This window comes from Streptococcus sp. 11273D007BT, from assembly GCF_053547195.1.
In genome coordinates, this window is the sequence record NZ_JBPWPE010000001.1 from 87,028 (window position 1) to 105,348 (window position 18,321).

At 37.0% G+C, this 18,321-nt stretch carries 15 protein-coding genes and 1 pseudogene; 14 read left to right on the forward strand and 2 right to left on the reverse strand.

The features are described 5' to 3' along the window. The first annotated feature begins 92 nt into the window (after window positions 1-92). Window positions 93-1,229, forward strand: coding sequence for a DNA polymerase III subunit beta (gene dnaN, locus ACEE75_RS00470; RefSeq protein ID WP_276761396.1), 1,137 nt, complete (start codon window positions 93-95; stop codon window positions 1,227-1,229). A gap of 136 nt (window positions 1,230-1,365) precedes the next feature. Continuing rightward, window positions 1,366-1,569 carry a DUF951 domain-containing protein gene (locus ACEE75_RS00475; RefSeq protein WP_276761399.1) on the forward strand — a complete coding sequence of 68 codons (204 nt, stop codon included), beginning with the start codon at window positions 1,366-1,368 and terminating at the stop codon, window positions 1,567-1,569. 246 nt (window positions 1,570-1,815) lie between these two features. Here ACEE75_RS00475 and ACEE75_RS00480 read toward each other — a convergent pair whose 3' ends face one another. Beyond that, the gene (locus ACEE75_RS00480; protein WP_449173554.1) at window positions 1,816-2,769 is read right to left on the reverse strand and encodes a DDE-type integrase/transposase/recombinase; all 954 of its coding nucleotides are present in this window, start codon (window positions 2,767-2,769) and stop codon (window positions 1,816-1,818) included. A 191-nt stretch (window positions 2,770-2,960) separates the two neighbouring features. On the opposite strand from ACEE75_RS00480, the gene ychF reads away from it, so the two are divergent. The 12 genes from ychF to ACEE75_RS00540 all read left to right on the forward strand — a co-directional run bounded on the left by ychF (window position 2,961) and on the right by ACEE75_RS00540 (window position 17,125). Continuing rightward, window positions 2,961-4,076, forward strand: coding sequence for a redox-regulated ATPase YchF (gene ychF, locus ACEE75_RS00485; protein WP_447575393.1), 1,116 nt, complete (start codon window positions 2,961-2,963; stop codon window positions 4,074-4,076). 80 nt (window positions 4,077-4,156) lie between these two features. Continuing rightward, window positions 4,157-4,726 (forward strand): aminoacyl-tRNA hydrolase, encoded by a 570-nt coding sequence (gene pth / locus ACEE75_RS00490; protein WP_447575394.1) that lies wholly within the window; start codon window positions 4,157-4,159, stop codon window positions 4,724-4,726. Window positions 4,727-4,728: 2 nt separating this feature from the next. Further along, window positions 4,729-8,235, forward strand: a complete 3,507-nt coding sequence (mfd, locus tag ACEE75_RS00495; RefSeq protein WP_447575395.1) for a transcription-repair coupling factor — start codon at window positions 4,729-4,731, stop codon at window positions 8,233-8,235. Then, entirely contained in the window at window positions 8,186-9,700 is a 1,515-nt protein-coding gene (locus ACEE75_RS00500; protein ID WP_447575396.1) for an oligosaccharide flippase family protein, read from the forward strand. Before mfd ends, ACEE75_RS00500 begins: the two co-directional genes overlap by 50 nt. A 31-nt stretch (window positions 9,701-9,731) precedes the next feature. Beyond that, a complete protein-coding gene (locus ACEE75_RS00505) occupies window positions 9,732-10,004 on the forward strand; it encodes an RNA-binding S4 domain-containing protein (protein ID WP_354367091.1) in 273 nt (90 codons plus the stop codon). Then, on the forward strand, window positions 9,991-10,362 hold the full coding sequence (locus tag ACEE75_RS00510; protein WP_447575397.1) for an FtsB family cell division protein: 372 nt from the start codon (window positions 9,991-9,993) through the stop codon (window positions 10,360-10,362). The genes ACEE75_RS00505 and ACEE75_RS00510 overlap by 14 nt, the downstream gene beginning before the upstream one ends. A gap of 1 nt (window position 10,363) precedes the next feature. Further along, on the forward strand, window positions 10,364-10,486 hold the full coding sequence (locus ACEE75_RS00515) for an SP_0009 family protein (RefSeq protein ID WP_354367088.1): 123 nt from the start codon (window positions 10,364-10,366) through the stop codon (window positions 10,484-10,486). Beyond that, complete coding sequence (locus ACEE75_RS00520) at window positions 10,483-11,769, forward strand: serine hydrolase (protein ID WP_447575398.1); 1,287 nt, start codon at window positions 10,483-10,485, stop codon at window positions 11,767-11,769. The genes ACEE75_RS00515 and ACEE75_RS00520 overlap by 4 nt, the downstream gene beginning before the upstream one ends. Further along, window positions 11,766-13,043: a tRNA lysidine(34) synthetase TilS gene (tilS, locus tag ACEE75_RS00525; RefSeq protein ID WP_447575399.1), complete on the forward strand. Its 1,278-nt coding sequence runs from the start codon at window positions 11,766-11,768 to the stop codon at window positions 13,041-13,043. Before ACEE75_RS00520 ends, tilS begins: the two co-directional genes overlap by 4 nt. A 5-nt stretch (window positions 13,044-13,048) precedes the next feature. Beyond that, complete coding sequence (gene hpt / locus ACEE75_RS00530; protein WP_447575400.1) at window positions 13,049-13,591, forward strand: hypoxanthine phosphoribosyltransferase; 543 nt, start codon at window positions 13,049-13,051, stop codon at window positions 13,589-13,591. Window positions 13,592-13,615: 24 nt separating this feature from the next. Further along, window positions 13,616-15,595 (forward strand): ATP-dependent zinc metalloprotease FtsH, encoded by a 1,980-nt coding sequence (ftsH, locus tag ACEE75_RS00535; RefSeq protein WP_447575401.1) that lies wholly within the window; start codon window positions 13,616-13,618, stop codon window positions 15,593-15,595. A gap of 135 nt (window positions 15,596-15,730) precedes the next feature. Continuing rightward, window positions 15,731-17,125: an amino acid permease gene (locus ACEE75_RS00540; protein WP_447575402.1), complete on the forward strand. Its 1,395-nt coding sequence runs from the start codon at window positions 15,731-15,733 to the stop codon at window positions 17,123-17,125. A gap of 179 nt (window positions 17,126-17,304) precedes the next feature. Here ACEE75_RS00540 and ACEE75_RS00545 read toward each other — a convergent pair. Next, window positions 17,305-18,188: pseudogene (locus ACEE75_RS00545) on the reverse strand (IS30 family transposase). Window positions 18,189-18,321 lie beyond the last annotated feature (133 nt).

Sequence of the window (18,321 nt, forward strand, 5' to 3'; positions counted from 1 at the left end):
TAGAAGTGGCCTTTCCTTTTCTTATTTTTCCACAGTTTCCACAAGACCTACTATTACTACTATTATTATACTAATTTATAAAGGATTTCCACATGATTCAATTTTCTATCAATAAAAATCTATTTCTTCAAGCCTTAAATGCGACCAAACGTGCCATTAGTAGCAAAAATGCAATTCCTATCTTATCTACAATCAAAATTGAAGTAAACCCTAATGGGATTACCTTAACAGGATCAAATGGACAAATTTCTATTGAAAACTTTATTTCTACCTCTAATCAAAATGCAGGCCTATTAATCACCTCTGTCGGAAGTATCTTATTAGAGGCAAGTTTTTTCATTAACATTGTTTCAAGTTTGCCAGATGTTAATATTGATTTTAAAGAAATAGAACAACAACAAATTGTTTTAACAAGTGGTAAATCAGAAATTACTCTAAAAGGAAAAGATGTTGAACATTATCCTCGTATTCAAGAAGTTGCTGCTTCCAAACCTTTGGTTTTAGAAACAAAATTATTAAAAAGTTTAATTTCAGAAACGGCTTTTGCTGCTAGTACCCAAGAAAGTCGTCCTATTTTGACAGGGGTTCATCTTGTCTTAAGCCAAAATAAAGAATTTAAAGCAGTTGCAACAGACTCGCATCGTATGAGCCAGCGCAAATTGACTTTAGATAAAATGACAGATGATTTTGATGTTGTCATTCCAAGCAAATCCCTTCGTGAATTTTCTGCTGTTTTTACGGATGATATTGAAAGTGTCGAGGTATTTTTATCAAATAATCAAATGTTGTTTAGAAGTGAAAATATTAGTTTTTACACTCGTCTTCTTGAAGGTAATTATCCAGATACTGATCGTCTTTTGATGAATCAATTTGAAACAGAGGTTATCTTTAAAACTCAAGCTCTTCGTCAAGCGATGGAACGCGCTTACTTAATTTCAAATGCGACTCAAAATGGTACAGTCAAGTTAGAGATTAACTCAGGGCTTGTTAGCGCCCATGTTAACTCACCAGAAGTTGGAAAGGTAAACGAAGAAATTGATACCGAGCATCTTGTTGGAGAAGATCTCTTTATTAGTTTTAATCCAACTTATTTGATCGAAGCTCTCAAGGCTTTAAAGAGTGATACGGTCCGTGTCCAATTTGTTTCACCAGTTCGTCCCTTTACCTTAACGCCAGGAGACGATAGCGAAAACTTTATTCAATTGATTACACCAGTTCGTACAAATTAAGATAAGTTTAAGTCTCGTGCTTTATACTATGAGCATCCTAAAACTTTTCTTTTTCATAAATCTCCTAAATACATACCCAGCTTTCTGCCTGGGTATTTTTTTGATATAATGACAGAAAAGAGATAAGGAGTGGAGTATGTACCAAGTTGGATCCTTTGTTGAAATGAAAAAGCCTCATGCCTGTGTGATCAAATCAACTGGTAAGAAGGCTAATAAATGGGAGGTTATCCGTCTAGGAGCGGATATCAAAATCCGTTGTACCAACTGTGACCATGTGGTGATGATGAGCCGGCATGATTTTGAGAGGAAGATGAAGAAGGTTCTGCCAAGCGAAGTCTAGTTGTAGACGGTCAATAAATCCGCTAGCCCGACAAAATCGTGCTTTTGAATACTTGAACGAAGCGTACAGGCAACCAGTTGAAAATAGAGAAATCTTTCTGTTTAACCTCTGTATGATCATTTAGCTTCTTAGAGTTTGGATTTTACCATGGGGATAAAATAATTTTCTGAGTCCTGTCATTTGTACCTTTGTCAATGATGTGAGACCAAAAATGTTATTTTGAAGTTATCCATTTGTTAAGCTTTACTAGGAGCTAGCTCCTAGTAAAGCTTTTCTGATATCGATAGGAGATTTCCAGCCTAAAGTCTGCATAGGGAGTCGATTGGATCGGTAAAGATAGGTTTTCATCTGCTTGATGAGATCGTCATAGGAATAGAAGGTCAAGTGCTGGTAGAAACGTCGATTGTCATTTCGATGACTGCGCTCCACCTTTCCATTATGCCTTGGTGTTCGAGGACGAATCAGCTTGTGCTCAATACCAAGTTCCTGACAAAGTAAGTCAAGTGGGTGAACGTGTTTGGTCTCTTTGAAATGAGTGAACTCAAAGCCATTATCCGTTTGGAGGATTTTGGGTTTGTACCCAAAGTGTTTGATCGCCATTTTGAGAAATTGAACCGTTGAGTAGGACGACTGCTCTTTGAAAGGGAATATAAAGCGTTCACGACTGGCTTCATCAATGACGGTATATTGGTAGAACTTGTCAGGAAGTTTACCTGTGTAGCAGTGAGTTGGTACGTATTTGACATCCATCTGCCACTTGATACCGAGTTTAGTCGGAGTATCATATGGTTTCGGTACATAAGGTTTTTGCTTTGTTTTAGGGGATTTGAAGAAGTCCAGCTTTCTCAAGATTCGAAAGAGTGAGCAAGGGTGCCTATGATATCCCTTGTTGGTTTTGAGTTTGTAGAAGATTTCGATGAGGGTTGCGTTTGGATTTCTTTTGATGCAGTTTTTAATCCATGTTAGCTCTTGCTGGGTATGAGCCTTTGGATGCGGTGTTAGAGGGCGATGAGAACGGTCTTTCAGCGATTCTTTTGTGCCATCGAATCGCTTATTCCAGCGCATGAGAGAGGCTTTTGAAACTTTGTATCGTCGACAGATGAAGGCGACAGAGGCACCATTTTGGTAGGTTTTAACCGCGTGGTAACGTGTTTCTAGAGTATGTGGTAAATAGCGAAGATTTTGTGATATACTAGTCATGAGAAGATTCCTTTTTGGTGAGTGGTGGTACTCTTATCATATCAGGGAATCTTCTTTTTGACTCCTAGAAGTCTCACATCTATTGTAACGCTACAAAAATAATTTTCTGAGTCCTGTCATTTGGCAGGATTTTTATCTACTTTTCTGCTATAATAGTCATGATTGAATTTTTAATTGGAGAGTAAGAAAATATGGCTTTAACAGCAGGAATCGTAGGTTTACCAAACGTTGGTAAGTCAACCCTATTTAATGCAATTACAAAGGCAGGTGCAGAAGCTGCCAACTACCCTTTTGCGACTATTGATCCAAACGTCGGTATGGTAGAAGTGCCCGATGAGCGTTTGCAGAAATTGACAGAACTCATCACTCCTAAAAAGACAGTGCCAACGACTTTTGAATTTACTGATATTGCTGGTATCGTAAAAGGTGCTTCAAAAGGTGAGGGACTTGGAAACAAATTTTTGGCCAATATCCGCGAGGTTGATGCGATTGTCCATGTAGTTCGTGCTTTTGACGATGAGAATGTCATGCGGGAGCAAGGTCGTGAGGATGCTTTTGTAGATCCTTTGGCAGATATTGATACCATCAATCTTGAGTTGATTTTGGCTGATCTTGATTCTGTCAATAAACGCTATGCGCGTGTAGAAAAAATGGCTCGTACACAAAAAGATAAGGAATCTGTTGAAGAGTTTAATGTTCTTCAAAAAATTAAGCCAGTTCTTGAAGATGGGAAGTCAGCACGAACAATTGACTTCACTCCAGAAGAAGAAAAAGTTGTAAAGGGGCTTTTCCTCTTGACGACTAAACCAGTCCTCTATGTCGCAAACGTCGATGAAGATAAAGTAGCTTCGCCAGATGATATCGACTATGTTCAACAAATTCGTGACTTTGCAGCGACAGAAAATGCAGAAGTGGTGGTCATTTCTGCGCGTGCTGAAGAAGAAATTTCAGAGTTAGATGAGGAAGATAAACAAGAATTTCTAGAAGCAATCGGTTTAGTAGAATCTGGCGTAGATAAATTGACACGTGCAGCCTATCATCTCCTTGGACTCGGTACCTACTTTACAGCAGGAGAAAAAGAAGTCCGTGCTTGGACCTTTAAACGCGGTATCAAAGCACCACAAGCAGCTGGTATTATTCACTCTGATTTTGAGCGTGGCTTTATTCGTGCGGTAACGATGTCTTATGATGATTTAATCAAGTATGGCAGTGAAAAAGCGGTTAAAGAAGCTGGACGACTTCGTGAAGAAGGAAAGGAATACGTTGTTCAGGATGGAGACATCATGGAATTCCGCTTTAATGTGTAAGATGAAAATTGGTTGGAAAGTATTTTCCAGCCTTTTTGGTCTAGAGTTAAAAATAGATACAATATAGAAAGAGGAGAAGAATGGTCAAATTGATTGTTGGTCTGGGAAACCCAGGTGCTAAATATCATGAAACTAAACACAATGTTGGCTTTATGCTGGTAGATCAAGTTGCTAAAACTTTAAACTTGTCTTTTAGCTTAGATAAAATTTTTAAAGCAGAGGTTGCGAGTGGTTTTTTAAACGGTGAGAAGATTTACCTAGTGAAACCAGTTACTTTTATGAATGAAAGTGGTATTGCAGTGAAAGCTTTATCAAGTTATTTTAATATTGCCATTGAAGATATGATTATCATCTATGATGATCTGGATATGGCTGTTGGTAAAATTCGCTTTCGTCAAAAAGGTTCAGCAGGTGGACATAATGGCATCAAGTCTATTATTAAACATCTTGGGACCCAAGAATTTGATCGTATTAAAATTGGTATTGGACGTCCAAAATCAGGGCAATCAGTGGTTAGTCATGTCTTAAGCACTTTTGACCAAGAGGATTATGCTAGTGTTTTGGCGACTTTGGATCGAGTAGAATCGGCCCTTGATTTTTATCTGTCAACAGGTGATTTTGCGGCAACAATGCAGAAGTATAATGGGTAGTTATGAATATTATTGATTTATTTTCCAAGGATAAAAAAATTCAAGCTTGGCAAAAAGGGTTTGTACAAAACGAGCGTCACTTAGTAATGGGCTTATCAGGAAGTAGTCGTGCTCTAGCGATTGCTTCTGCCTTTCAAAAAAATGGTGGTAAGATTGTTGTTGTTTTATCGAGCCAAAATGAAGCAGAGCAACTGTTGGCAAATTTATCTGCTGTCTTGGATGATATCTTTTTGTATGATTTTTTTGCCGATGATATGGCAGCAGCTGAATTTATTTTTTCTTCATTTGATAAAAGTCAGTCCCGTTTACGCGCATTGGATTTTTTACTTGGAGATAAAGATGGAATTTTGGTGACCAGTTTTGTTGGGATGCGAGTATTACTGCCTTCCCCTGAAACTTATTCTACCTACCATTTACAACTACAGGTAGGTGAAGAAAAAGATTTAGAGAAACTGACTAAATTTTTATTGAGAAATGGCTATAGTTCGGTCAAACAAGTTCTTAGTCCAGGAGAGTTTAGCAGACGAGGGGATATTTTAGATATTTATGAACTCTCAAAAGATCAAGCTTATCGGATTGAATTTTTTGGTGATGAGATTGACGGTATTCGGACTTTTGATATTTCCTCTCAAAAGTCTCTTGAAAGTTTAGACAGCATTTCTCTCTCCCCTATTGACCCACAGGTCTTAACGGAGGCCGATTGGCAGCGTGGCTTAGAGTCTTTAAATCAGGCTATTCAGACGGTAAATAGTGAGCAGGAGCTTTATTTAAGGGAGCTTATTTCAACATTAGAGGCTGGTTATCGGCATAAGGATTTAGGACGGTTTTTATCTGTTTTTTATGAAAAAGAATGGACTTTGTTGGATTACTTACCTAAAGGGAGTTGTTTAGTCTTTGATGATTTTCAAAAACTGGTGGATAAACAAGCTAAATTTGATCTTGAACTGGCTAATCTTTTAACGGAAGATTTACAACAAGGAAAAGCAGTCTCTCATCTTTCTTATTTTGCAAATCCTTATCACAATTGGCGTTCCTATCAGCCAGCCACTTTCTTTTCAACTTTCCATAAGGGCTTGGGGAATTTAAAATTTGATGCGGTACACCATCTGACGCAGTATGCCATGCAGGAATTTTTTAACCAAATTCCTTTGTTAGTTGATGAAGCGAAGAGATACCAAAAAAATGGCTCTACAGTTTTATTTCAGGTGGATTCTGAGCAGTCTTTGGAACGGTTGAAAAAGCTGTTTGAAGAGTACGGATTTGAAGTTTTGATCACACAGGCAGATCAACTTCAAGAAGGTCAAATTCAGCTTTTTGTTGGTCATCTGTCAAATGGGTTTCATTTTGCCGACGGGCGTCTTGTCTTGATTACTGAAAAGGAGATTTTTCACCGTAAAGTCAAGCGTAAGATTCGTCGCCAATCTATCAGTAATGCAGAGCGCTTGAAAGATTACAATGAGCTTTCTAAAGGAGATTATGTAGTCCATCAAGTGCATGGTATTGGGCAATTTTTAGGGATTGAGACACTTGAAGTTTCAGGAATTCATCGTGATTATGTAACCATTCAATATCAAAACTCTGATCGCATTTCTCTGCCTGTTGAGCAGATTGAAACTCTTTCTCGCTATGTAGCAAGTGATGGTAAAGTACCTAAGGTTAATAAGCTAAATGATGGACGTTTCCAAAAAACAAAGCAAAAAGTAGCTAAACAGGTTGAGGATATTGCAGATGATCTGCTTAAACTTTATGCTGAGCGTCACCAACAAAAAGGTTTTGCTTTTTCACAAGACGATGAAGAGCAAGAGCGTTTTGATCAGGATTTTGCCTTTGTGGAAACTGATGACCAAATCCGCAGTATAGCAGAAATCAAAAAAGATATGGAAAAAGCTCGCCCAATGGACCGTCTCTTGGTAGGAGATGTTGGGTTTGGTAAGACTGAGGTGGCGATGCGAGCTGCGTTTAAGGCGGTTAATGATGGTAAGCAGGTAGCTGTTTTGGTCCCTACAACAGTTCTTGCTCAACAGCATTATGAAAACTTTAAAAAACGATTTGAAGATTACGCTGTTGAAGTTGATGTCATGAGTCGTTTTAAGACAAAAAAGGAACAAGATGAGACGCTTGAAAAAACTAAAAAAGGGCGTGTAGATATTCTTATTGGGACACATCGTTTATTGTCAAAAGATGTTGTTTTTGCTGATTTGGGTTTAATTATTATTGACGAGGAACAACGCTTTGGTGTTAAACATAAGGAGCGTCTAAAAGAGTTAAAAACGAAGGTTGATGTGTTGACATTGACTGCAACACCTATTCCTCGTACCTTACATATGTCGATGTTAGGGATTCGTGACTTATCTGTTATTGAAACTCCTCCTACCAATCGTTATCCCGTTCAGACTTATGTTCTAGAGACGAATCTTGGGATGGTGAGAGAAGCTGTTTTACGTGAGATGGAGCGTGGGGGGCAAGTCTTTTATGTTTATAATAAGGTGGAGACCATTGAGCAAAAGGTGGCAGAATTAAAGGATCTGCTACCTGAGGCAGAGATTGGCTTTGTTCATGGCCAAATGGGAGAAATTCAGCTAGAAAATACCCTATTGGATTTTATCAATGGTGTGTATGACGTCTTGGTGGCAACAACTATTATTGAGACGGGAGTCGATATTTCCAATGTGAATACTCTCTTTATTGAAGATGCTGATCACATGGGCTTATCGACTTTGTATCAGCTGAGAGGACGTGTTGGACGGAGCAATCGGATTGCTTATGCTTATTTGATGTATCGTCCAGACAAGGTACTAACAGAAGTTTCTGAAAAACGCTTGGAAGCTATTAAAGGGTTTACAGAGCTTGGTAGTGGTTTTAAAATTGCTATGAGGGACTTGTCTATTCGTGGTGCGGGTAATATCTTAGGGAGTGCTCAAAGTGGCTTTATTGATTCCGTTGGTTTTGAAATGTATTCACAATTGCTAGAAGAGGCTATTGCTAAAAAACAAGGGAAATCTCAGGTTCGCCAAAAAGGGAATGCGGAGTTGTTATTACAAATTGATGCTTATATTCCAAGAGAATATGTGGATGATGAACGTCAAAAAATTGAAATTTATAAACGTATTCGCTCCATTGAGACACGCCAAGATTATGAAGAGTTGCAAGATGAGTTAATAGATCGCTTTGGAGAGTATCCAGATCAAGTGGCCTATTTAATTGAAATCGGTCTTGTTAAGGCTTATCTGGATCAAGTTTTTGTTGAGATGGTGGAGAAAAAAGAAGGACAGCTATATGTTCGATTTGAAAAACGTTCGCAGACAATCTTTTTAACTCAAGACTATTTTGAGGCTTTATCAGCGACAGATTTGAAAGCTCGTATTAGTGAACATCAAGGAAAAATTGAGGTAATCTTTGATATCAGACGTCAAAAAGATTATGAGATTTTAGAGGAATTAGTCAAGTTTGGAGAAAAATTTGGAGAAATTAAAGCAAGAAAAACACAGTTCAGTGAAGATAAAGGCTAGTTTATTTATTGTTATAAGCGGTCTCATCTCTAAGGTACTTGCAGCCTTATACCGTATTCCTTATCAAAATTTAGTTGGCGATCGTGGTTTCTATGCTTATCAACAACTTTATCCTATTTTAGCGATTATTTCGACCTTAGGATTAGTTGGGCTTCCGAATTTAGTCTCAAGTTTATACCATAGTCGAAAAAAAATAAGTTTATCTAGTTTCTTTTTCGTAGAAATTCTCTTTTCTGTTCTGGCTAGTCTCCTTTTTTTCGGTATGGGACCTTTTTTGGCTAAGCTGATGGAAGCTCCTTCTCTAGCTTTGGCTCTCCAGTTGATTGGGATAAACTGGCTTTTTCTTCCCTTTATTTCTTTTTACCGTGGCTTAGCTCAAGCACAACAAGATATGAGGTTAACAGCTGTTAGTCAGGTGTTAGAGCAATTTGTTCGAGTTTGTGTGATTATCTTATCAGCTATTTTTTACCTTACTAAAGGGCTTGATATCTATCAAACAGCTACTCTAGCTTCTTTAGGAAATAGTTTAGCTAGCTTGGTGGTACTAGGTTATTTACTTGCGGTAAGTCCGTATAAATTAAGGGATTATTTTGGGCAATGGAATTGGGATTGGTCCTTTTTAGGAACTTTAGGCTTGGAAAGTTTTAATTTCCTTCTTTTTTCAATTTATCTCTTATTATTTCAATTAGTTGATGCTTTTAGTGTGAAAAGTGCATTGGAAAATTCAGGTCTCTCAGCTTTAGATGCTGAGACAGCTAAAGGGATTTATGATCGTGGACAGCCTTTAATTCAGTTTGGATTGGTTTTTGCCACAGCTTTATTCACCTCGCAACTCCCTCATCTGACAAAGACTTATCAAAAAGATAAAAAACAATACGTTAAAGAAAGTCAGTCATTCTATGATGTGATCGTTTACTTGAGTTTGACCCTAACCTGTGGCTTTTTGAGTCTTTTAACTCCAATAAATCAAGTCCTTTTTGAAGATCATTTAGGTGACAAAGCTCTAGCAATCTATACCAGCTTAATATTCTGGACCAGTTTGTTACAATTTTTCCACCAGAAGTATTTCATTGAGGGGAGAAGCCGTCAGGCCATTTGGTATTTAGTGATGGGCTTAGCATTGAAAATAGGACTCACTTATCCTCTCACCTACTTATTAGGACCAGTAGGAGCTTCCTTAGCAACGATTTTACCGTTTATTATTCTTTTAGTTTTATTTTTGAAAAAAGCAGAGCTTAGTCAGGATTGGTGTTATAACTACAAATTTTGGTTAGGCTTAGTCATGATGGTACTTGTGGTAAAAATGTCTAATCAGTTATTACCTAGTGAAAATCGTTTGGGTCTATTATTGAATGTTATGATATCAGGGTTGGGTGGAGCAAGTTTTTTCTTGTATTATTGTAAAGCTTGGCAGGTTTTTGAAGAGGACTTATGGGCTTTTCTACCAATTTCAAAAAAAAAGTGATAAAATATGAAAAAGAATTTGAGGTGACGAGATGAGATTAGATAAATATTTAAAAGTATCGCGTATCATAAAACGTCGTCCTGTCGCTAAAGAAGTAGCAGACAAAGGACGTATCAAGGTGAACGGGGTTTTAGCAAAAAGTTCTACGGATTTAAAAGTCAACGATGAAGTTGAAATCCGTTTTGGCAATAAACTTTTGACTGTACGAGTCTTAGAAATGAAAGATAGCACTAAAAAAGAAGATGCTTTAAAAATGTACGATATCATTAGTGAAACAAGGATTGAAGTAGATGAAGAAGCCTAGTGTTGTTCAGTTAAATAATGACTATATTAACGATGAAAATACCAGACAGCGTTTTGAGGAAGAGGAAACACGACAAAAAAATCGTTTTATGGGGTGGGTTCTGATTTGTGTCATCCTACTTTTCATTCTTCCAATTTTTAATTTGGTTCAAAATTATAGTGCATTGCAAAAAAAAGAAGCTGAAATCACAAAATTGCAGACAGAATTTAAACAGTTGAAAAATGAAAGTGAAGCCAAGCAAGATTTTGCTAAAAAACTTAGTGATGAAGACTATGTTGCTAAATATGCGCGTGCCAAATACTATTTTTCAAAGACAGGAGAAACAATTTATCCCGAACCGGATTTATTACCGAAGTAATATGGAAAATTTACTAGAAAAAGTAACCTTATTTTTATCCTACTCAGACGATAAGTTAGAAGAGTTAAAACAAAAAAATCAAGCTCTACATTTAGAAGAGTCTGATATTGAGCGACAACAATGAGCTTGGTAGCTATTGTTTTATCACTCTACTTTAGTGTATGGCCTTTTGTAGGGGATACCAGTTCAAAAAAGAATACTTTTGCCCTAGAAGACATGATGCCCTTGGTGAAAAGTTTAGAAAATCCATTTTTTTCTTTTAATAAAATTCCTGCTAAACCTATCAGCACTCACTTAATAGTGACTTATAAAGATCAGGACTTGACACAGGAAAAAGGCTATCTCCCTTCAAAAACAGTTTTAGATATAGTGATATTGACCTATAATCAAAATGCGCAACCGATTTTTAAACTGTCAGATGGGAGTTATATCCTAGCCAGTAAACTAAATATTGTAGATGGCTCTTCGTTGATATTAGAGGAAAGCCCAGAAGTTTATTGGGTTAATGCAGATGCAAGTTATTATGAAGCCCCTTATACAACTGGTGTGAAGAAACGATCTGGGATTGATAAAGCTTATCAGAAGGTTTCCATTACTGAAAAAGTCCAAACTCAATATGGTATTTATGCCAAAATAAGCGATAAAGTATGGGTACCAATAACAGATTTAAGTCAAACCGATCATCGGATGGAGGCAGTGCAACTTCTTTTAAATGAAAAGTACAATCAGTCTAATCTTTCGATCTATGTCAAGCAACTTCAGACAGATGAGGTGGCAGAGATAAATGCTGATAAAAAAATGTATTCAGCTAGCATCAGTAAGCTTCCTATCTTATACTATACCCAAAGACAAATTACTAATGGGGAGTTACAGCCCACACAACAATATCAGTATATTGATGCTGTTAATACTTTTTCATCTGCTTATAAACCTGAAGGAAGTACAGTCCTCCCTCATACTGCCAATCATCAAGATTATAGTATTGATGATTTGGAAAAAGCCGTGGCACAAGAGTCTGATAATGTTGCCAGTAATATGCTAGCTTATTATGTAACCCAGCAGTTTGATCCTACTTATAGTAAAGTGATTGCTGCTGTCGCAGGGGAAACTTGGGATATGTCAAAACGAGAAGTATCTGCTAAGATGGCTGGTAAGATGATGGAAGCTCTTTATTATCAAGATGGCAAGATTATGGATTATTTGTCTCATACTGAGTTTGATAACCAGCGTATTGCAAAGGATATTTCAGATCGTGTGGCCCATAAGATTGGAGATGCTTATGATTATAAACACGATGTTGCAGTCGTTTATAGTGATTCTCCTTTTGTCTTATCCATTTTTACGAATGAATCTTCGTATGATGAGATAACACGTATTGCAAATGATATTTATAATATATTAAAATGATAGATAAAAAAGTTTTAAAAGAAGTTCAAGAGAAAAAAGAATTTAACCATCATGATAAGGTTTTAATTGCCTTATCAGGTGGTATAGATTCAATGAATCTCTTGGATTTTTTATATCGTTATAGAGATGATTTAGAGATTTGTTTAGGCTTGGCACATTTCAATCATAAACAACGACCAGAATCAGACAGAGAAGAAAGTGAATTGTCACAGCTAGCAAAAGAGTTAGGTTTACCCTTTTATACAGCTCATTTTGAAGGGAGATTTTCAGAAAGTCAGGCTAGAGATCAGCGGTATCAATTTTTTAAGCAAATTATGGAAACTGAAGGTTATACAGCCTTAGTGACGGCTCATCATCAGGATGATCAAGCAGAAACTGTTTTTATGCGTATTTTACGGGGGAGTCGTCTGAGACATTTAAAAGGTATGAAGCGGGTTCAGCCGTTTGCAAATGGTGAACTTATCAGACCCTTTTTATCTATCTCAAAATCAGAACTAGCTAACTTACCTCATTTTTATGATAGCAGTAATGCCACTTTGGACTATTTAAGAAATCGCATTCGAAATCTTTACCTACCAACACTTGAGAAAGAAAATCCTAAATTGAAACAGCAATTGCTCAATCTTTCCCATGAAGTTAGTTTATTGACTGAAGCACTAGATTCCTTATTAGCTAGTCATACGATAGAGGATATAGAATGGTTCCAAAAACAAACCTACCCTATCCAGTATTATCTTTTTCAAACTTATCTAGAGGCTATTCCAGACTTGCAGTTAACGAAAGCCCAATTTTATGATTTACTAACTATGCTACGAAGTGATAAGAATTATTATCTCCCTATCAAGCAAGATTACTACTTCATCAAAAATTATAGGCACTTCGAAATGAAAAAAATCAGTCCACAGACCGATAGCGTCAAACTTCCAGTTTTGTTAGACTATAAAAATAGTGTTCAGATTGGTTCTTATCTTTATTCTTACGGTACCCCGCTATCGCAAGTGGATAGTGTGATTTTACTGCCTTCTACGACACCAATTTTTATTAGGGAGAGAAAGGCAGGTGACAAAATTTTGCAAGGAGGAGTGTCCAAAAAGGTTAGACGATTGTTTATTGATGATAAGATTGCTTTGGAAGATAGGCAAAGAGCTCTTTTTTTAGAGCAAGATCATGAGCTGATGGCTATCTTGTTACCCGATAAAACTTATTTGAGAAAAGCAAGTAAAGATGATATAATGAAGGGTAAATTGTATATTCAAAAATTAGAAAATTGGTGAACAGTATGCTAGAACAAGATATCAAAAAGGTTCTATATTCAGAAGAGGACATTATTGCAAAGACCAAAGAATTAGGTCAAAAACTAACAGAAGATTATGCTGGAAAAAATCCACTTCTTGTAGGGGTTTTAAAAGGGTCTGTACCTTTTATGGCAGAGTTGATGAAACATATTGATACGCATGTTGAAATTGACTTTATGGTGGTATCTAGTTATCACGGAGGGACAACAAGTAGTGGAGAGGTCAAAATCTTAAAGGATGTTGATACCAATGTTGAAGGACGTGATGTTGTCTTCGTTGAAGATATTATTGACACCGGACGTACATTGAAATATCTTCGTGATATGTTTAAATATCGCCAAGCTAAATCGGTTAAAATTGCTACCTTATTTGACAAGCCAGAAGGTCGTGTTGTAGAAATTGATGCAGATTATGTTTGTTATGACGTTCCAAACGAGTTTATTGTAGGATTCGGTTTGGATTATGCAGAAAACTATCGTAACCTTCCTTATGTCGGTGTACTTAAAGAAGAGGTTTACAAAAAATAAAAGTAAGGAAACGTAGTCATTAATATGAAAAATAATAAAAATAATGGCTTTGTCAAAAATTCGTTCCTCTATATTGTTGTGATTATTTCTGTTATTACAGCATTTCAGTATTATTTTAGAGGAAGTAGTGTACAAAGTCAGAGAATCAGTTATTCAACTCTGGTCAAAGAGTTGAAAGCAGGTGATATCAAATCGCTAACCTATCAACCTAATGGAAGTATTATAGAAGTTAGTGGGGAGTATAAAGAAGCTAAAACAGTCTCCAGCTCCAGTGATATCAAACTTTTTAGTACAAGCGATACTAAAGTGAAAAACTTTACGACGGTTGTTTTACCAAGCGATTCTTCCATCAAAAAGATTGAAGACTTAGCTGAGAGTAGTAGTGCTAAGGTAACTGTTAAACAAGAAAGTTCTAATCGAGCTTGGATTTCCTTTTTAGCTAGTTTTGTTCCTATGATTGTTGTCATGTTCTTCCTTATCATGATGATGAATCAAGGGGGTGGCGGTGCACGTGGTGCTATGAGCTTTGGACGAAATAAAGCTCGCGCAGCCAATAAGGGAGATGTTAAGGTACGTTTCTCTGATGTAGCAGGTGCCGAGGAAGAAAAACAAGAACTGGTAGAGGTTGTTGACTTCTTACGAGATCCTAAAAGATATAAAGCTCTAGGTGCACGTATTCCAGCAGGTGTCCTTTTAGAAGGCCCTCCAGGAACAGGTAAAACTTTACTTGCTAAAGCAGTTGCAGGTGAAGCAGGTGTTCCTTTCTTTAGTATCTCTGGTTCAGACTTCGTTGAGATGTTTGTAGGGGTTGGAGCTAGTCGCGTGCGTTCACTTTTTGAAGATGCCAAAAAAGCAGAGCGTGCTATTATCTTTATCGATGAGATTGATGCCGTTGGTCGTCGTCGTGGTGCCGGTATGGGAGGCGGAAACGATGAGCGCGAACAAACTCTAAACCAACTCCTTATCGAGATGGACGGTTTTGAAGGTAATGAAAGTATCATTGTTATTGCTGCGACAAACCGCTCAGATGTTTTAGATCCAGCCCTTCTTCGTCCGGGACGTTTTGACCGTAAAGTCTTAGTTGGTCGTCCAGATGTTAAGGGACGTGAAGCTATTTTACGCGTTCATGCTAAGAATAAACCGTTAGCTGATGATGTGAATCTAAAAGTTGTGGCACAACAAACACCAGGTTTTGTTGGAGCTGATCTTGAGAATGTCTTAAACGAAGCGGCATTAGTTGCAGCGCGTCGTAATAAAAAAGTTATTGATGCCAGTGATATTGATGAGGCAGAAGATCGTGTAATTGCAGGCCCTTCTAAGAAAGATAAGACAATTTCGGAACGAGAACGTCAAATTGTTGCCTATCATGAAGCAGGACATACCATTGTTGGACTTGTACTGTCTAATGCCCGTGAAGTTCATAAAGTGACGATTGTACCACGTGGTCGTGCAGGTGGCTACATGATTGCACTTCCTAAGGAAGATCAAAATCTTCTTTCAAAAGACGATATGAAAGAGCAATTGGCAGGCCTTATGGGAGGACGAGTTGCTGAGGAGATTATCTTTAATGTTCAGACAACAGGTGCTTCAAATGACTTTGAGCAAGCGACGCAGATGGCGCGTGCCATGGTGACAGAGTATGGTATGAGTGAGAAACTGGGACCAGTTCAATATGAAGGTAATCATTCAGTCTTTACTGGACAAGTTTCACCAGAAAAATCTTATTCTGCTCAGACTGCACTCCTTATTGATGAGGAAGTTCGTGATCTTTTAAACGAAGCACGTAATAAAGCAGCAGATATCATTAATAATAATCGTGAGACTCATAAATTAATTGCAGAAGCCCTTCTTGAGCATGAGACACTAGATGCAGCTCAAATCAAATCTATCTATGAGACAGGAAAAATGCCAGAACAAACAGAAGATGATGCAGAAGAAGCACATGCTTTATCTTATGATGAAATTAAAGAAAAGATGACAGAAAACAATTCTGAAAATGATTAGCATTTAAACCATTTGGCACATTAGGCAAACCGTAGTCATTGCGGTTTGCCTCTTTTTATTTTTATTCAATATAATTTACAAGATTATGTAGCTGTGATAGAATAGATTGTTACCATAATGTAGGAGATAAGAAAATTGAATATTTTTAGAAAAAAAAATCCAAGTCGTGATAAGACAGAGATGATACGCCATCTTCGTGTTTACGACTTGATTTTTCTTGGTTTAGGCTCAATGGTAGGAACAGGGATTTTCACCATAACAGGTATTGGTGCAGCAACTTATGCTGGGCCAGCATTAACTGTTTCTATTATTATTTCTGCGATTGCTGTTGGAATTTCTGCTTTGTTTTATGCAGAATTTGCTTCACGTATACCGGCAAATGGAGGAGCATATAGTTATATTTATGCAACTTTAGGTGAATTTCCGGCTTGGCTTGCTGGATGGCTGATTATCATGGAATTTTTGACAGCTGTATCTGGAGTTGCAGCTGGGTGGGGAGGTTACTTTAAAGGACTTCTTGCTAATTATAATATTGTTTTGCCCACAGCTTTAAATGGGACTTTTAATCCAAGTAAAGGACAGTATATTGACTTGCTTCCGGTTTTAGTCATTATTTTGGTCACTGGACTCGTCCTTTTGAACTCAAAGAGTGTCTTACGCTTTAATAGTGCATTGGTTATTCTGAAATTCTCTGCCCTTGCAGTATTTATTATAAGTGGTATATTTTTTATTAAACCAGACAATTGGTCTGATTTTGCTCCTTTTGGTTTCGGTCAAATTTATGGAGGAAAAACAGGTATTATGGCTGGGGCTTCACTGATGTTTTTTGCTTTTTTAGGTTTTGAATCAATTTCAATGGCAGTTGATGAAGTGAAGGAACCACAAAAAAATGTCCCAAGAGGTATTGTTTTATCCTTGTCAATTGTTACGGTCTTATATATCTTAGTGACTCTTATCCTAACAGGGATTGTCCATTATACTAAACTCAATGTTGCAGACGCTGTTGCTTTTGCTTTACGTAACGCTGGCTTAGATTGGGCAGCTAATTATGTTTCTATGGTTGCTATTCTTACTCTAGTTACAGTATGTATTTCAATGACTTATGCATTGACTAGAACAGTTTACTCTATTAGTAGAGATGGCTTACTTCCAAAAAGTCTAAGTCAGGTTACTCGTCACAGTAAAGTTCCTAAAAATGCGACATTGCTTGTTGGAGTTGCGACATTAATTTGTGCAGGCGTCTTTCCATTAGCTAGTATTGCAGAATTTTTAAATATTTGTACTTTAGCCTATCTTATTATGTTAGCCATAGCTATTATAAAGTTGAGAAAAGATCAAGGGGAGCCTCTAGCAGGACAATTCAGAACACCTTTTGTTCCAGTTCTACCGATCCTATCAATTATAATTTGTATTTCATTAATGAGTCAGTATCAAACTCTAACATGGATTGCTTTTATTGTTACAGTACTTATTAGTATAGTAATCTACTTTGTTTACGGATATAGGAATTCCGCAATAAAAAATACCTAGATATAATTCAACTATACTTTTTGCTAGATAAAAAAACAACACAAGAGAAGACCCGACGGTCTTCTCTTTTTTGATGTTTAAATCAAGGCATTTCTATCATTTAGTTTCTCTATATATCAAATGCAAAATAGAATTGCTTGTTTATTCATTTTTCTAAATTCTCAAATTTCAAGTTGAAATTAGCCACCCAAAAGAAATTCACTTGGCGACTTGTAGCCCAAGCATTTTTTAGGGTAGTTGTTTATCCAATTTTCTATAAAAGCAACTTCTTCGGAGTCGTTTTCTTGGTTCCTTTAGGTAACCATCTCCGAATTAATCGATTATGATTCTCATTCGTCCCTCTCTCCCATGAAGAGTAGGGTGTGCATAGTAGATATGTTCCTCAGGAAACGCTTCGGATAAACAACTAAACTCTGGATCATTATCTGCAGTTATTGACAGAATATGATACTCAGCTAATAGTAACCTAAGTGCCAAATTGACAGATTCAGCAGTTTTATTTGGAATTAATCGTATGATTTGGTATCTATTGCGTCGGTCGGTTAAGACTAAAAGGCAATGATTTTCACCTTAGTCAGTGGCACTGTATCGATTTCATAATGACCGTTTTCCAATCGAAGATTGATGACCTCTTGTCGCTCTTCGATTGATTTACCAGCTGGCTTAAAGTTCGGACTAGCTTGCTTCTTGACACCTTTCCCTTTTCTAGGATAAAGCATGTCCGATTTCTTCAATCCTAAATACCCATTATGAAACCACTAGTAGATAGTTGAAATACCCTACTTTCACTTGCTTCTTCTTCCCTATCATTTCAGGAGAAAACTTTTGTTTATGATAGTGTAACATCTTCTTTCTGATTTCCTTTGTTAGAATTAACTTTTTCACCGATCGTTTTCGATTGGATTAGTAAACAGTTTGTGCGTAATCAGCAGAATAGTCCTTTTCGCATCTGTTGTAAAGTTGTACCTCTTTTGACTTCATTATTAATTGTTTGAGGTGCTTTTCCTAACAAGCCTGCAATTTCACGATTGGACATTTTTTCAAGCTTACACCGCTCAATCAAGCGACGGTTATTGTCCCTTTGTCAATGATGTGCGACCAAAAAGGTGATTTTTAAGTTATCCATTTGTTAAGCTTTACTAGGAACTAGTTTTTAGTAAAGCTTTTCTGATATCGATAGGAGATTTCCAGCCTAA

Excerpts from the sequence above, each read along its gene's own strand:
- dnaN (WP_276761396.1), top strand. The coding sequence starts at position 93 with ATGATTCAATTTTCTATCAATAAAAATCTATTTCTTCAAGCCTTAAAT.
- ACEE75_RS00475 (WP_276761399.1), top strand. The coding sequence starts at position 1,366 with ATGTACCAAGTTGGATCCTTTGTTGAAATGAAAAAGCCTCATGCCTGT.
- ACEE75_RS00480 (WP_449173554.1), bottom strand. The coding sequence starts at position 2,769 with ATGACTAGTATATCACAAAATCTTCGCTATTTACCACATACTCTAGAA.
- ychF (WP_447575393.1), top strand. The coding sequence starts at position 2,961 with ATGGCTTTAACAGCAGGAATCGTAGGTTTACCAAACGTTGGTAAGTCA.
- pth (WP_447575394.1), top strand. The coding sequence starts at position 4,157 with ATGGTCAAATTGATTGTTGGTCTGGGAAACCCAGGTGCTAAATATCAT.
- mfd (WP_447575395.1), top strand. The coding sequence starts at position 4,729 with ATGAATATTATTGATTTATTTTCCAAGGATAAAAAAATTCAAGCTTGG.
- ACEE75_RS00505 (WP_354367091.1), top strand. The coding sequence starts at position 9,732 with ATGAGATTAGATAAATATTTAAAAGTATCGCGTATCATAAAACGTCGT.
- ACEE75_RS00510 (WP_447575397.1), top strand. The coding sequence starts at position 9,991 with ATGAAGAAGCCTAGTGTTGTTCAGTTAAATAATGACTATATTAACGAT.
- ACEE75_RS00515 (WP_354367088.1), top strand. The coding sequence starts at position 10,364 with ATGGAAAATTTACTAGAAAAAGTAACCTTATTTTTATCCTACTCAGAC.
- ACEE75_RS00520 (WP_447575398.1), top strand. The coding sequence starts at position 10,483 with ATGAGCTTGGTAGCTATTGTTTTATCACTCTACTTTAGTGTATGGCCT.
- tilS (WP_447575399.1), top strand. The coding sequence starts at position 11,766 with ATGATAGATAAAAAAGTTTTAAAAGAAGTTCAAGAGAAAAAAGAATTT.
- hpt (WP_447575400.1), top strand. The coding sequence starts at position 13,049 with ATGCTAGAACAAGATATCAAAAAGGTTCTATATTCAGAAGAGGACATT.
- ftsH (WP_447575401.1), top strand. The coding sequence starts at position 13,616 with ATGAAAAATAATAAAAATAATGGCTTTGTCAAAAATTCGTTCCTCTAT.